This is a genomic window from Bartonella sp. AA83SXKL (assembly GCF_042196965.1).
Lineage (GTDB): Bacteria > Pseudomonadota > Alphaproteobacteria > Rhizobiales > Rhizobiaceae > Bartonella.
The window spans coordinates 1-14003 of sequence record NZ_JBHIRG010000024.1; the positions used below are offsets into that span (position 1 = coordinate 1).

Annotated in this window: 12 protein-coding genes and 1 other RNA gene; 3 read left to right on the forward strand and 10 right to left on the reverse strand. The window is 39.1% G+C overall.

Annotated elements, in window-relative coordinates; translation table 11 throughout:
• Nucleotides 1-144 precede the first annotated feature (144 nt).
• Nucleotides 145-501: a helix-turn-helix domain-containing protein gene (locus ACFINO_RS08050; protein ID WP_375655398.1), complete on the forward strand. Its 357-nt coding sequence runs from the start codon at nt 145-147 to the stop codon at nt 499-501.
• Nucleotides 502-837: 336 nt separating this feature from the next.
• On the opposite strand, the gene ACFINO_RS08055 is transcribed toward ACFINO_RS08050, so the two are convergent.
• The 8 genes from ACFINO_RS08055 to purE form a co-directional block, all read right to left on the reverse strand.
• On the reverse strand, nt 838-1659 hold the full coding sequence (locus ACFINO_RS08055) for a TIGR00282 family metallophosphoesterase (protein ID WP_375613599.1): 822 nt from the start codon (nt 1657-1659) through the stop codon (nt 838-840).
• 18 nt (nt 1660-1677) lie between these two features.
• The gene (locus tag ACFINO_RS08060; protein WP_375627769.1) at nt 1678-2283 is read right to left on the reverse strand and encodes a 5-formyltetrahydrofolate cyclo-ligase; all 606 of its coding nucleotides are present in this window, start codon (nt 2281-2283) and stop codon (nt 1678-1680) included.
• Nucleotides 2284-2625: 342 nt separating this feature from the next.
• Nucleotides 2626-2786: non-coding RNA, 6S RNA (gene ssrS / locus ACFINO_RS08065), on the reverse strand.
• 813 nt (nt 2787-3599) lie between these two features.
• Nucleotides 3600-4385: a tetratricopeptide repeat protein gene (locus ACFINO_RS08070; RefSeq protein ID WP_375655399.1), complete on the reverse strand. Its 786-nt coding sequence runs from the start codon at nt 4383-4385 to the stop codon at nt 3600-3602.
• A gap of 141 nt (nt 4386-4526) precedes the next feature.
• Nucleotides 4527-4652 (reverse strand): type B 50S ribosomal protein L36, encoded by a 126-nt coding sequence (ykgO, locus tag ACFINO_RS08075; protein ID WP_004863016.1) that lies wholly within the window; start codon nt 4650-4652, stop codon nt 4527-4529.
• Nucleotides 4653-6050: 1398 nt separating this feature from the next.
• Nucleotides 6051-6431: a hypothetical protein gene (locus ACFINO_RS08080; RefSeq protein WP_375633329.1), complete on the reverse strand. Its 381-nt coding sequence runs from the start codon at nt 6429-6431 to the stop codon at nt 6051-6053.
• A gap of 1377 nt (nt 6432-7808) precedes the next feature.
• On the reverse strand, nt 7809-8984 hold the full coding sequence (locus ACFINO_RS08085; protein WP_375633327.1) for a 5-(carboxyamino)imidazole ribonucleotide synthase: 1176 nt from the start codon (nt 8982-8984) through the stop codon (nt 7809-7811).
• A 1-nt stretch (nt 8985) separates the two neighbouring features.
• On the reverse strand, nt 8986-9483 hold the full coding sequence (gene purE / locus ACFINO_RS08090) for a 5-(carboxyamino)imidazole ribonucleotide mutase (protein WP_375610656.1): 498 nt from the start codon (nt 9481-9483) through the stop codon (nt 8986-8988).
• An 800-nt stretch (nt 9484-10283) separates the two neighbouring features.
• Here purE and ACFINO_RS08095 point away from each other — a divergent pair.
• A complete protein-coding gene (locus ACFINO_RS08095; protein ID WP_273790835.1) occupies nt 10284-10436 on the forward strand; it encodes a DUF5993 family protein in 153 nt (50 codons plus the stop codon).
• Nucleotides 10437-10446: 10 nt separating this feature from the next.
• Complete coding sequence (locus ACFINO_RS08100; protein WP_375613594.1) at nt 10447-11028, forward strand: disulfide bond formation protein B; 582 nt, start codon at nt 10447-10449, stop codon at nt 11026-11028.
• 754 nt (nt 11029-11782) lie between these two features.
• Here ACFINO_RS08100 and ACFINO_RS08105 read toward each other — a convergent pair.
• Both ACFINO_RS08105 and ACFINO_RS08110 read right to left on the reverse strand, forming a co-directional pair.
• A complete protein-coding gene (locus tag ACFINO_RS08105) occupies nt 11783-12025 on the reverse strand; it encodes a hypothetical protein (protein WP_375633326.1) in 243 nt (80 codons plus the stop codon).
• 916 nt (nt 12026-12941) lie between these two features.
• On the reverse strand, nt 12942-13307 hold the full coding sequence (locus ACFINO_RS08110; protein WP_375634536.1) for a helix-turn-helix domain-containing protein: 366 nt from the start codon (nt 13305-13307) through the stop codon (nt 12942-12944).
• Nucleotides 13308-14003: the final 696 nt, after the last annotated feature.

Here is a 14003-nt window from a genome sequence, read left to right on the forward strand (position 1 = left end):
TTTATAAGTATCGCGAGATTCCGGGAGTTTTTGCTATGTCCAGGTGCGCTCTAGCACTAAAAGCAAAAAAGCTGATTGAACTCAGTACTTTCAGACTCCCGGAATACGCATAAGAGGCGCTCGCAACCGGCAGGGGAGCTTGAAGTGCAAACTAAAAATCCACACTTTAACGATATTTCGATAGGCAGAAAAATTCGCTTTAAAAGAACAATGCTGGGAGTGTCGCAAAAGAAATTAGGCAGCCAGTTAGGTGTGACTTTTCAACAAATCCAAAAATATGAAAAAGGCTCTAATCGTATAGGAGCTGGGCGTTTACAGGAAATTGCCGACATTCTTAATGTTCCCATTTCCTTTTTTTACGCTGATCTCTCGACAAAAGAAAATGCCTTGTATTGCTGTGATGAAGGGATCGCAAGCAAAGAAGAGCACATTCTTTTGAAAAGTTTTAGAGAGCTCAAACTTAAAAAGCAGAAAGCAATTTTAAGATTAAATTTTCGTTAGAATTAAAAAAAGATTAAAGAGGCTCTTGCTAAATAATAAATTATTATATAAAGCTCTTTTTAGAGAAGGGGGTTAACATTTCTCCTCCCCCCCCCCCCGCAGAAATGTCGAAATAAAACCTCCTTCTCATCGTTTTAAAAATCACGAAAAATTTTATCCTTTATTTTTTTAAAAAGAGTGACTTGTTTGTGCTAGAAAAGTTGCTGTATTAGGTAAATTGGAGGGCGGGGTGTTTTTAGTAGGGATTTGGGAAGGGCTGGAAAAGTCGTCTTGCCAAATAGAGTTCTCAAAAGGAAATCTTGGAAAGAAACTATCAAAGGGGTGGCTTAAAAGAAGCTACCAAAAATCCGGAACTTCAGGCTTTAAATGAGGACCAATCCGTACCGCCGAGACCTTTTCTGCTAAACCGGTGCGATCTGAAATCTCAACCGCTAAACCACAAAGGGTGGCGGGACCACACGCCGGTTCAAAACGATCTTGCTTCGTCTTATAAAGAAAACGGTGTAAGGGTTCTTCTTTATCCATTCCAAGAGATGAGTTATAATCTCCACACATGCCTGCATCTGTTAAATAGGCGCTCCCACCTTCTAAGATTTGCGCGTCAGCCGTGGGAATATGCGTATGGGTGCCAACGATAACACTCACACGACCATCAAGAAAATGGCCAAAACATTGCTTCTCGCTTGTCGTTTCTGCGTGAAAGTCAAAAATAATCGTATCGGCTTGCTCCATCAACGAACAGGCAAGCAGAATATTTTCCGCTGTTTCAAATGGATCTTCTACTTTACACGGCATAAAAACGTTGCCCAACAGATTGGCGACAAGAACACGGGCGCCATTTTTTGCCGTAAAAACACCAGAACCTTTTCCGGGAGTTTCTTTCGAAAAATTGGCAGGGCGTAAAAAACGATCACTCTCATGGGCATACTGCAATGCTTCTTTGTGAGAAAAAGCATGATTACCTGTGGTGACAACATCAACACCGGTTATCAAAAGATCTTGATACGTTTCTTGTGTGAGACCAAAACCACCAGAGGCATTTTCACCATTTACCACAACAAAATCAAGCTGCCATTTCTCAATCAGTTGAGGAAGGTGTTCAAAAACAGCTTTACAGCCTGTGCTACCAACAATGTCACCTAAAAATAAAAAACGCATAGGCGCTTTAATCACATTTTAACATTTTAAGAAACCTTTTTCTGTAAAAATTCCTTGTACCTGTAGATCATGTTCTGCTGCGGGAATAGAGGAAACCTCCTGACATGAAAATCCTATGCCCCATAATGTCATTTGATGCCCTTGTTTTTCAAGAGCTGCAACAGCACGGTCATAGTATCCTCCTCCATAGCCAAGACGGTGACATTGACGATCAAACGCAGAAAGCGGAACAATAATATTATTGGGGGCAACAACGCCATTGTCTGCACCCGGACCAAAGGTGCCAAAACGCATGGGCTCTAAAATCGTGCTGGGCGAAAATGCACGGAAAATCATGGTGGTGGAATCAAGAACTGCTGGTAAGGCTAAATGCCCACCGCGTAACGCTACAGCATCCAGTAAAGGACGCGGGTCAATTTCCGATTTAATGGGCCAATAGCCTGCTAAAATGAGGCGTGAAAAATCGGTTCCCTTCTTTTCAAGGTATTCAATAAAGTGGCAACAAGCACGCTGCGAAAAGAGTGCACGCTCTTCTGTTAAAAGAGCATCACGACGCGATAAACCGCTTTTGCGTTGCTGTGTGCGAAGGGATGAAGCAGATTCATAGAGGGGATTATTTGTCATTGTCTCGTCAATTATTTTATAAGATGCTGGTATTTTATCCATTGTTGGCGTTTTGTAAATCTCTGTTAGGACAAGAGCTGTGCTCATGAAAAAAAAGCATGAAAAAAGTGTGTGCTCTTTAGGGGGTATCTTGGTGCAACAAGCCGCTTTTGCGCTGCTTGCGTGCGAAGGGATGAAGCAGATTCACAGAGGGGATTATTTGTAAGTGCTGTCTGTTCTACAAAATAAAGCCTATCGTAATTTTTATTTCTTGAAAAGAGAGTATCGTCATTGGTCTTATGTAAAAGGACGCTCTCAATTTTAGCTGGAAAAATTTTTATGCAAAAAAGTTATACAAATAAAGGGTGATCCACAACAGCCGATGGAAAAAGCTGATCCCGGGAACCTATACAAATAGGTGGGCGCCATATGAAAAAGCCCACGGGCTTGATCAGGGACAGCTCCCTTGGAGATCATTAAGGTCTCAGGAATACGTTATTTCCTGTCGAGAAGCGCAGAACACCCTCCTTAATATAAAACAATTTCAGAGCTTCTGCTAGAGATAAAATAACCTCGCTCTCTTCTTTTTCAAAAAGTATTTCAGGAGAGTTTTTATAACCTTGCTGGTGGTTTCTCGAAATGGCTGTATGATGGATGGCTTATTCAAAGTAAAAAAGCAAAAAATATGAGTGGGGGTGGGTGTTTGAGTGACGCAGAACGGTTTATTGGCAATAGCTTGATTGGCTCTTTTGGGACAATGCTTGATTTTTATGTTTCGCGGGAATGCTTGGGGGGGAGTTTTGAAAGGAAATATTTCTTATTCAAGGATGTTGGTTGAATTGGTGTTGCGTCTTTGAAGTTTTTGCTTTGTGAATCCATATTTCAGGGCTGTTTTATCAACTTTGAGGGGTGAAGGAGAGCCGATACGGTATGTGCTGCTATGGTTGAAGCTTAAAAATAAAAAACAGATGATGATAGTTTATCAGAGGCGCTAAGCGATGTTTTAAGCTTTTTTCAAAAAGTATTTTTTGAGGATCGTGTTTACAAATTTTTTTTATCCATGATGGAAGGTGTGAAAAGAAGAAACGGCGTGAAGAGGACTCCCGCGTGGAAGCGTTTGCTTGCTATGAGAAGAAATTCTGTAGGGAGTATATTGGCAGTGTTTGGAAGATGCCTTCAATACAAAAAAGTCAAAATTCAAAAAAAGTACTGTGAATTGTGTGGGGGGTGATGGTGTGGTTATAAGCAGGGGCAGTTTATTGAGTGGAATGTGAAGCCGGCTTGTGTCTTATCTAGGTTTGAAAGGATGCCGTAAAGCGTCTCGTTTTTGAATGGTTTCAAAGAGCTTGTGGTGATTGTTCGTCTAATAGAGCTTGCACGCGCTTTTGAATCCTGCGCATTTGTGGATAGTAATCCAATGCTGTTTCATAAGCTTTAAGAGCAAGTTTTGGACGCTCCGTTGCTTCCATGACAACGCCAAGTTCAAAAAAAGCACTATAATTGCGCGGCTCAAGTTCAAGAGCATGGTTGAGATCAAGCAGGGCAAGTTTGAAATCGTTCAGTTGAATGTGAATCCAAGCGCGTCTTATCCAAGCTTCAGCATGAGTAGGTAAAAGTGCAAGAGCATTATCAATATAATCAAGCGCAAGTCCATAATCGTCGCTGTTGAGTGCATTTTCAGCCCATGACATCAAAAGATCAATCGTCTCGCTCCCCGATTGGGACCATAAATGTTGAAGCTGTTGACTGATCTTTTTCGCTTTAGCAACATCAGCACAATATTTCAATTCTTTGAGTAAACGTGAAATTTCTGCTTCTTTGCGCTGCTTAACTCTGTCAACATGGGAAAGCTGCTCTTTGTCAAGATCTTCAAGAATAACCGCCGAAGAATCAGAATCGGAGGGCGTTGAGGAGGAGGGAGGAGAATTGGGAATAAGATCATCTAACGGTAAAAGCGATTGTGGAGAAGGCCGATCTTCAGGAAGAGAAGGAGGATTTTGCCCATAGCTCGAGGGAACAAAACAAAAAACGCCAACAAAAGAAAGAAAAAACGCGCGCTGGAAAATACAGAAAAAACGCAGCTGAAAAAATCGAAAGGCTTTTAAAAAAATAGAAGAATCCATAAAAACAAGCCCCCAAAAGATAAATCACCAAATATTATCAAATACTAGACTTGTAATCAACGGACTTATAACAAAAAAACGCAAGAAAAAATTTTTAAGCCTACAATTAAAGTAGGCATAAAAACATTGACCCTAAAGAAATTAGCCCTGACGTGCTCTAAAACGTGGGTTCGTTTTATTAAGAATATAAACACGACCCTTACGACGCACCAAACGATTGTTACGGTGGCGCTCTTTTAGTGCTTTAAGCGAATTTTTAATTTTCATCATATTCACCGTTTAAATAGTTTACGTAACACAATACTATAATACAATATTAAAATACGAAAATACAATACCACAACCCCAATAGACTGCTCACTTTAATGAGCATTGCATTGCGATATCGTACTTGCATCATAACATCACACGATACACTTTTTCACTGTGATCACAAAAAGAAAAGCGTACTCTTAAGGTACGCACTAACCACTTCATTAGCACAACGATAAGTGAAAATTGCAAAAAAGTAGGAGAGATCTAACAAGAAGTCTTATTCTTGTCAAGGGTATATCCCTTACAAATTCCTATAGTGTGTGTTAATGGTTGCCTTGGAGGTAAAAATTTTCTCGTAAAAAGAAGGACACAAAAAAGCACAAAGAGTGAAAAAAAGTAAAAGCTTCCTATTTGTGAGAAAATAATCCTGTTTTTTCGTAAAATATCATCGTTTAGTAAGGCTCATGTAAAATTTATAACATGAGGTGTTTTTTGTTCGTGTGTGAGGATATTCTTAAGGCTTATTCTTAAAACCTAAAAAATAAACCGCATGATGATGACGAAGATGATGAATTGATAAGGATAAATTTCTATTGTTCAGAGAAAACATAGTAAAATAAGAGTTTCGCATAGTCTTAAGGTTTTCTCATTGCAAATCTGTGTATCTTTAAGCATAGCATTCGCTGCTTGCATATCACAAGCGGGATTGATTTATGGTAAAGATACTTGAAGATAAGGAATAAAACGGTCTTTTATGAATGCTTTCAAATGCTAAGAGTGTGGTAACATTGGAGACTGGCAAAGCGGTATGATGAGGTTGGCGTTTACGCTTCATAAGTTTAAAGAGGGTGGTGCACTATGAATGTTTAAGTTATTATCGAGAGTTTTTATGCTCTATGACCGGGGCTGCTGTTGTGAAGTGGTGGGGCAATGTGCATTGGCCAAATGTTTCTTTAAAATAAGCGCGTGGTAAAACAAGTGCGTAAATTGGCAACACAAGTGTCTTCTGTTTGAGGCTTTTTATTTTACGTGAGGGGTGAGAGGATATTTGGTTTGGGAATGGATAAGCTTAGTGCTGTAATCATATCCTGTAATTATATCTTTGACGTGGAGATCAGGGACGGAGCGCTCTGTACTTTTAATGAGGGATTAAATCTGTGCGGTTAGAGTGAAAGATTATGCATAAATTTCTCTTTTAAGGCAATAGTTTATGATTCTTTGCAACCCAATTATTTCTACGTGGGTGGAGTGCTGGATATTGTCGAGCAGATGGGGAATTCAAATTATCCAATAAGGGAGCCAGTATACTGAGAATACACTTTGGCTCTTGAATGTGGATAGTTTGAATTCCTTTTAATATCCATGTTGCAGAAAAAATTTGACCTTCCCAAGGGTGGTCTATGATGATGTTTATTGAAAGAGTGAAAGCTTCACATTGTCTGGCGATAAACGTAATAAAAGCATGTCATAATACCAATTTATATACATGTTGCAAATGCCAAAGAGAGCTGACGTAATGATCATTGGTATCCCGATCGATAGGGGTAATGACTCTCTTCCTACTGCGAGGTATGTTAGACAAAGAATTCCTGCCATTAATAAAAAGCCTATCGCTAGGATTTTCGTTACGAAAACAATGGGTTTACGAAAAGTTAAAAGAAAGAGGAACAACATATGTCTAAATGGACCCCCTTTACGTTTTTGGGGAGGAACAGACTGTGCCTCATTTAAAGTTTCTTCTTTATTTTCATTGTTTTCATTTTTGAGTTTGTTTGAAGAGATCCCCTCCATTATTTTCCCCTTTTGTATGGTATTTTTGCTATAAAAAGATCTAAGTTTGTGCTGAACGTTAATCACATATTAAGATAAGATACAAGCGAAATTATTTTATTATTGTTAGAAATGAAGTATTTTTTCGCACAATGAGCGTTTTAAAGGCACTGATAGTGTTAAAATGATAGTATTAAAAAGTATAGTTTAGCTTTATCAGGATAATAAAATAAACATTTATATTTATAAATTATTAGGTGCTCTTGAAAGAAGCTTGGATTGAGAAAAATTGTGGGAACTTCATGAAGCGCTGGTCTGTTGGGGGTGACGAATGTCATTGCTGAGCAGGATTAGAGAGTTACAGACAATCTCTTATGGGTGGTTAAGAATATGCGTAAACAAAGTGCGTTTACGATAAGGGGAGTTCATAAAGAATTGTGCGAGATGCAATAAAAAGATGCCATAAAATCAATGCGCATTATACGGTGGTGATGTGCCTTATAATTCATTATCTTAACAGGATTAAAAGGTGAGAAAATTGATGCACTAAAAAAGGGGAGGGTTTTGTGAGAGAAGAAAAATTGATCTGAAAAGAAGAAACTTAAGCCTTTGGGGAGAAGTTCAGGAAACCTTTTCGAGGAATGTGTTGGGGGAATTAACGAAAGGAGAAAATCTTCTATCCGTTGAAGGAAAAAGAGAGAGGAGAAAAAGAAGAAAGTTGCTATGCTGGAGGGGGGCTATCGTCTGGCTGATATTGGGACGAATTCTCGAGAGTTGTTTGGGGAGAGTAATACGTTTTACCTCTTTGCAGCGATTTTATGGAAAACAAAACGATGCTTTTGTGAAAATGCTTTTGTGAAAAAATGAACATAAGAAGAGAAGCTAGAGACAATAAAAGCGCAATCATGGGGATTGGTATCTATGGGGTGCAATAGATCAGTCTATTTCTTAAAGATTGGCATTAAAAGAAAAATGAAGGGGCTGCGTATGTTATGGGGGAATATTTATGCTGTGGAAGGTATCCGTTGAGGGGAAGTTGGGGGCTGGTGGATTGTTTTTAGCCGTGGGGGGATATTTTTGAGAAAAGGAAGGGGAGAAGAGCTAGGGGGTGGAGTTGAAGGGTTGGGAGCGCTTGTTGTGCTGCTTGGATATCGGTGTGGGGGGGAGAGGTTGTTTTTGAGGGCGGATGAGATGTTCGTGTAGGATGAAGCGGTTTGGAGGGGGAAGAGGTGATGTTTTTAAAAGAGCAGGGCTTGTAGGAGGGCGTGAAGCCCTGCTAGGGGCGAATTAAAAGGTTAGGGGCGCTTTTTGAGCCGCTGGATATCGGTGTGGGGGAGAGGTTGTTTTTTCAGTTCATTTTGGGGAAAAGTGTGAAAAAGTATTTATATATATGTGGGCTTAAGATTTGTTGGCTGGTCCCAGTAATTGGATGATATGCCCCATTTTGCGGTTGGGGTGAGCAGTGCTTTTGCCATATAAATGGATCGAGGTGCGCTCTTGCTTCAGAAAATATTTTAACGTGCTAAAATTGTTACCAATAAGATTGGTCATTTGGCAATCGCTGTGGCGATAGGGACTGCCTAAGGGAAGTCCGCAAATAGCACGGATATGCTGTTCAAATTGTGAAGTTATGCATGCCTTTTGTGTCCAATGACCAGAATTATGGACACGCGGTGCTAATTCATTCACTAAAAGATGACCATTCGTTAAGACAAAAAGTTCAATACAAAGAACACCAACATAATCGAGGGCATCCATGACTGTTACACTGATTTCTTGAGCTGCTTTTTGCACGTCAAGTGGAATATGTGATGGAACAAAGGATTTATGAAGAATTCCGTTTTTATGTTGGTTTTCAGGGCAATCATAAAAAATATGTTCTCCTTGTTTTGTGCGGGCCGAGAGAACCGAAATTTCCGATAAAAAAGGAACTATTTCTTCCAAAATACAAGGCTGTTCTTGAAAAGTCCTTAAGGCTTCGTCAAGGGTTTGTTCATCTGGGTGATCAAGCTTGATCTGGTTTTTTCCGTCATAACCAAAACGACGCGTCTTTAAAAGACCACGTCCGCCTAAGGTATCAAGAGCGGAAAGAAGAGAAGAAGAATTGTCAACAGCGTGCCATAACGCGGTGCCAATCCCTTGATCACGCAAAAATTGCTTCTCAAAAAGTCGATCTTGCGTGATCTCTAATGCTTTGGAAGAAGGATAAACAGGCTTACTCTTTTCTACATATTGAACCGTTTGAAGCGAAAGATTTTCAAATTCATAGCTGACAACATCACACTGAGAAATAAAATGATCTAAAGCTGATATATCGTCATAGGAGGAAACAATATGGTTGTTTGCTGTTTGAGCGGCTGGGCAATCGGCTTCAGGGCAAAAAATAACGGTTCGAAATCCTAATTCTGCAGCCGCTATGGCGAGCATCCGTGCTAATTGTCCGCCCCCGATTAAACCAATGACGCTGCCTGGAGGTAACATGGTGAAGGGAGTGGTGTTGGACGAGGTGGTGTTGGAGGGGGTGGCGTTGGAGGGGGTGGCGTTGGCTGAGGAGGTGTTGAAAAACGGTGCCATTTTAAACCTCCGTTACAGGCGTTTGGGCGACATTGGCTGTTTGTTGTTGACGCCAATCTTCTAATCGTTGGGCGAGATCATGGTCATAAACGGCCATAACGGCTGCGGCTAAAAGTGCTGCATTAATTGCGCCTGCTTTGCCAATTGCTAATGTGCCGACGGGTATCCCTGCTGGCATTTGCACGATTGAAAGCAAAGAATCTTGACCAGAAAGAGAGTGAGAATGCACTGGAACGCCAAAAACAGGAAGAGGAGTAAGGGCTGCTAACATACCTGGAAGATGCGCTGCACCCCCCGCACCGGCAATTAAAACTTTAAACCCTGCTTCTTTTGCTTCTTTTGCAAATTGATAAAGGCGTTCAGGAGTTCGGTGTGCTGAGACAATATGCGAACTATGAGAAATACCAAGATTCGTCAAAATATCTGCACTATGGCACATCGTTTGCCAATCCGATTGGCTCCCCATTAAAATCGCCACATCACATGATTTTTTCATCATTCTCTATCCTTTTCAAAGGTTCAATGCGATTCTTTATCATTATTTTTTTAAAGTTTTATATTCTTTTTGCAAAGCCAATTGATGACAGAGAAACAGTTATTTTTCAAATAAGGTGTAAAGCTAAAAATTTAAAGGGGATCTCGAGAGATGAAAAACTAAAGTATTGAAGGCATGAAGCACTTTTTGTGAGGGGGAGGGTAATGTCACGGGGTGGCGTGGGACCCATGAGGCTGTTGAGCTTGCGGCATTGTCTTTTATTTAAGATAAGAGGGAAAAGTGCATTGGGGAAAAGCCATTGATTATAAGTTTTTTTTTAAAATGTCTTATTTTTTATTTGCTAAAATAAACAAGATCACCATATGATATAAAATCTGTTGCAATTTGAAACATTGCTTATGAGAAAAAGAGATTTTTATGGCGAAAATGCGTTGCAAAGTGAGGATATTCTTTTGAGAAAAAAAGAGATGTATATCTCTCGATTTCAAAGCCTATTTATTTTGTTGTTCACGTAATTCTTTTGTGAGTGGGGGGATATAATCTTTATAATTGTCGATATATCTTTAACAATGGCTGATATAAGGGGAAGCGAATAATCAACGCTTTTGTGCTTTTAACGCTTTTGTTGAGATGTGCTTCTGAGCGATTATATCGTTTTTCACTTAAATATAATGGCAATATCAATCGCGAGTGACGAATTGTGAATAATAAATCCATGGTCTCTTTTTTGCCCAATTTTGTAATATGGTAAACGCTGAAATAAATAAGAGTTAAACAACGGATGTAAAGGAGATTTAAAAGCTATGTTTCTTCCATTTTTAATCGCTTTAGGTACTGCAGTAACGACTATGTGTGGTAAAAAAAATATAAGTTATGCTTTGTGGGCAATTTTATTCGTTGTCATTCTTCTCACTTTCAATCATCACGCAACTTCCACTTTAAATTTATCTTTTTGAGAGAATAGCCATGGAACATGTTGAACAAAAAAATCCTCACTTCGTCATCTTTATGAATACGCTAGGACTCTTTGGGTTATCTATTGTCTTGGTGGTGGCTTTTTATTATCAATTGGTAAAGTTTGAGTTACCTTGTCCCCTTTGTTTGCTGCAGCGCGTTGGATTGATGCTGGCAGGTTGTGGGTTCTTACTCAATATTCACCATAAGGTGAAAAATACCCATTATGGTATGGTTATTCTTGGTTGTATGGTAACCAGTGCTGTGGCAGCACGGCAAGTGTTTTTGCATATCACACCCGATGATTTAGGATATGGTTCAACGTTCTTTGGATTGCATTTTTATACTTGGGCTTTCATTATTTCTGTCCTTTGTATCTTTGCTGTCTCATTTGTCATGATTTTAGGCGAATTGGCACACAAGTTCAAAGAATTTTCTCCTTTTCCAGTCTTGAGTAAAGCAGCAAGTTTTTTATTTGTGTTTTTGATTGCGGCAAATTTGATTTCTACCATACTGGAATGTGGTGGTGGGCAATGTGCCGATGATCCTGTAAGGTATGAATTGTTATCAAATTGGTTCCCTTCACAGTCTTGAAATTTTTTAATAATCCCTCATCATAATTTTTATTGTTAAAGAAGCGGAAATATTTAAGAATCCGCTTCTTTTTTATTTATTGGGAAGACATTTCAGCAAGATTGTTCGATAATCTGATCTTTTATACCAACGCTGGCTTTTATGAGCGCTGGCGATTGATATTTTTTTTAGCGAAGACTTGTACTGTGAACCTTTTATGCTGTCTTTTGAGAGAGATGAAGGGATTGATTGGCTTGGAGGCGTTTGTAGAGAAGCCCCGAACTTTTGAGCCGCGTGGGTTAAAAAGCCTCGTTTTTTTAAAGGTGCATTAACGATAAAAATTTTTTGTTCTTGATTTTTCTTAACATTGTGTTAAATAAGTTTTTGTATTCATTTTGGTGCTTCTAAAGCTTTTTATTGCTTCTAGAGGGATTAATTTAAAATTTTGAAAGTTATGTGAATAATTTTCTGCAGAGGTTTGTTTATTAGAGGCAAACCTTTTTTTTTATCTAAGTTTTAGATGTTTTCTTTCAGTGTGAAGCCTTTTTTTAGAAAAAGGTAAGCGTCTTGATGATGACTCTCTTCTTTATTAATATATTGATTTATAATAATAAATAACCATTTTTTACCGTGAAGCGCGTTGCTGAATATAATAAAATTTCTCATCACCAGTTCTCTCATATTAAATCAATTAAAATTACTTGGCTTATACATCATAAGTGGTGGGTCGTGCATGTGGATCAAAACTGTACAAGAAAGGCATGCCTTTAATGAATTATCTCTTGAACCGAAGGCTGTCTGCAACATTGGGAGCTGGCAGAGTTTTTGTGATGATGCCGGCCTTGTTCTTCCATAAGCGTAAACGTGTTTTTCCATAAGCGTAAAGATAGGGGAGGGCTGAATGGATTTTATACACTTCATGGGGGCTTACCATTTCTTTACGGGCGGCGTTTTGCAAAATGGGTGTGATGAGCGTTGAGAGATCTTTCTTTAAAACAAGCGCGTGAATATGCAACACAAGTCTATTCCTTTTGGTGCGTTTTGTATTACGAAAAAAATTGATTTATAAGAAGGAGTTATCGTTGTGGATGTTGAACGAGAAAAACGAAAAGCTTCTCTCATTTCAAACTTTCTTATAGTCAATTAATTAAATGTGCTCTTCTACGTTACAAAAAAGCACTGGGTGTAAATAAAAATTCTTTTAAAAGTCGTAAAATGCTTCTTATGCACCCTTTTGATCGCTAGAATTTGTCGAAAAATTTTATGCTGCTCAATACAATAATAAGGCGGTTTATATCTATGATTTAAGTGAAAATAGGGGGATTTAGATGAAAAGGGAGGCGAGATTTTGATGACAGTTGTTGAAAACGTTATTGTATAATGCATTTTTTACAGATTTTCTGCTTTCTGTAAATATGCAAAAGCGGAAAAACGGAAATGTGTAAAAAAGGAAGCTGGGACTTTATGCGTGGTGTATGATTTTATCATGGCATGGAATGTGGAGAGAAGATTGGGGTGTGGGGATGAAGAGTTTTATGAAGGGGGGAAGCTTGGATGAAGAGGCGGGTGTGTTGACGAGAGAGGAGAGAGGGTGTGGGGAAAGTTGTTTTTGAAGTGGGATTGACCGGTGCTTTGCGTGTTCTTACTTTAGGGTGGTGAAGGGGCAAGAATATTTTAAAATAGGACGTATCTGTCGCGTTTGATGCAACATTATCCTTTGTGGTGTCGTGATCTGAAATCAGCAGGGGAATTGGCTAGAGTAAGAAGCTGTATTGTTGACAAACCTATGTTTACAAAGTGATGCGGGGGGAATTTGAAAGTTTCGTTTGGCTGCTTTCTGTAAATGTGGAGAAGCATCAAAACGTTGATCCGTAAAATAAAAACGTATGTCCGTAAAATGATGCGGAGAATTTATGCTTTGTGTGCACTTTTGCTTAATCAGAAATCAACCATAAGATTGCTTTTTGTTTTTTCGGCTGGAGCTCTCTAAAATTTTTCAAAAGGGAATGTTCTTTTTCGCTGTATGTTTCTTGATCATAGTGTGCGGCATGTGTTGAAAGATTTTCTTTTGTGGCAATATCTGCATAAAAAAAGCTTATGGGAACTTCCAGTTTTTGGGCGATTTTGAGTAAACACCCTGCGCTTACACGATTGAAGCCTTTTTCATATTTTTGGATTTGTTGAAAACTGACACCTAAATAGCTTCCTAATTCTTTTTGGGAAAGTCCCATGGCAATTCTTCTATGACGAATTCTTTTGCCTATCAGAATATCGATAAAATTTGGATTTTTGGTTTGCACTTCAAGCCCCCCCTCCGGTTGCGAGCGCCCTCGCATTGGTATTCCGGGAGTCTAAAAGTACTGAGCTTAATCAGCTTTTTGCTTTTAGTGCTTAAAGCACCTGGACATAGCAAAATCTCCCGGAATTCCGGGATACCCGCAATGCGGGATAAATTTATGTATTAAGCTTTCGGGCTTTTAGCTCCCTATTTGATCGTTGCGTGGACGATCAAAAACACGTGCTTATCAATAAAGTAATTTCAGGAGATTGGCAAGAAAAATCAAAATAATCTCAAAGACTATAAGATTGGGTACTTTTTAAAAAAGTGCGAAATATGGATTATAAATCGCGTCTTTTGCTTAATCAGAAATGTCGATAAAATGTGGATTTTTGGTTTGCATTTCAAGCCCCCCTCCGGTTGCGAGCGCCCTCGCATTGGTATTCCGGGAGGTTGGATTCACTGAACTTAAACAGTCTCTTGTTTTTAGTGCTTAAAGCACTTGTACATAACAAAAGCCCCCGGAATTTCCGGGATAGCCATAATTGTTTATGTGTTAAGTTTTAAGGAATACAACTCCTTATTGACCGCTGCGTAGACGACCAAAAAACACAGGCTAATTCATAAAGTAATTTCAGGAGATTGGCAAGAAAAATCAATATCCCATAAAATGGCGTGATTTGGAGGGGTGTGGAGTGCTGGTTTGAATTTGACTTAA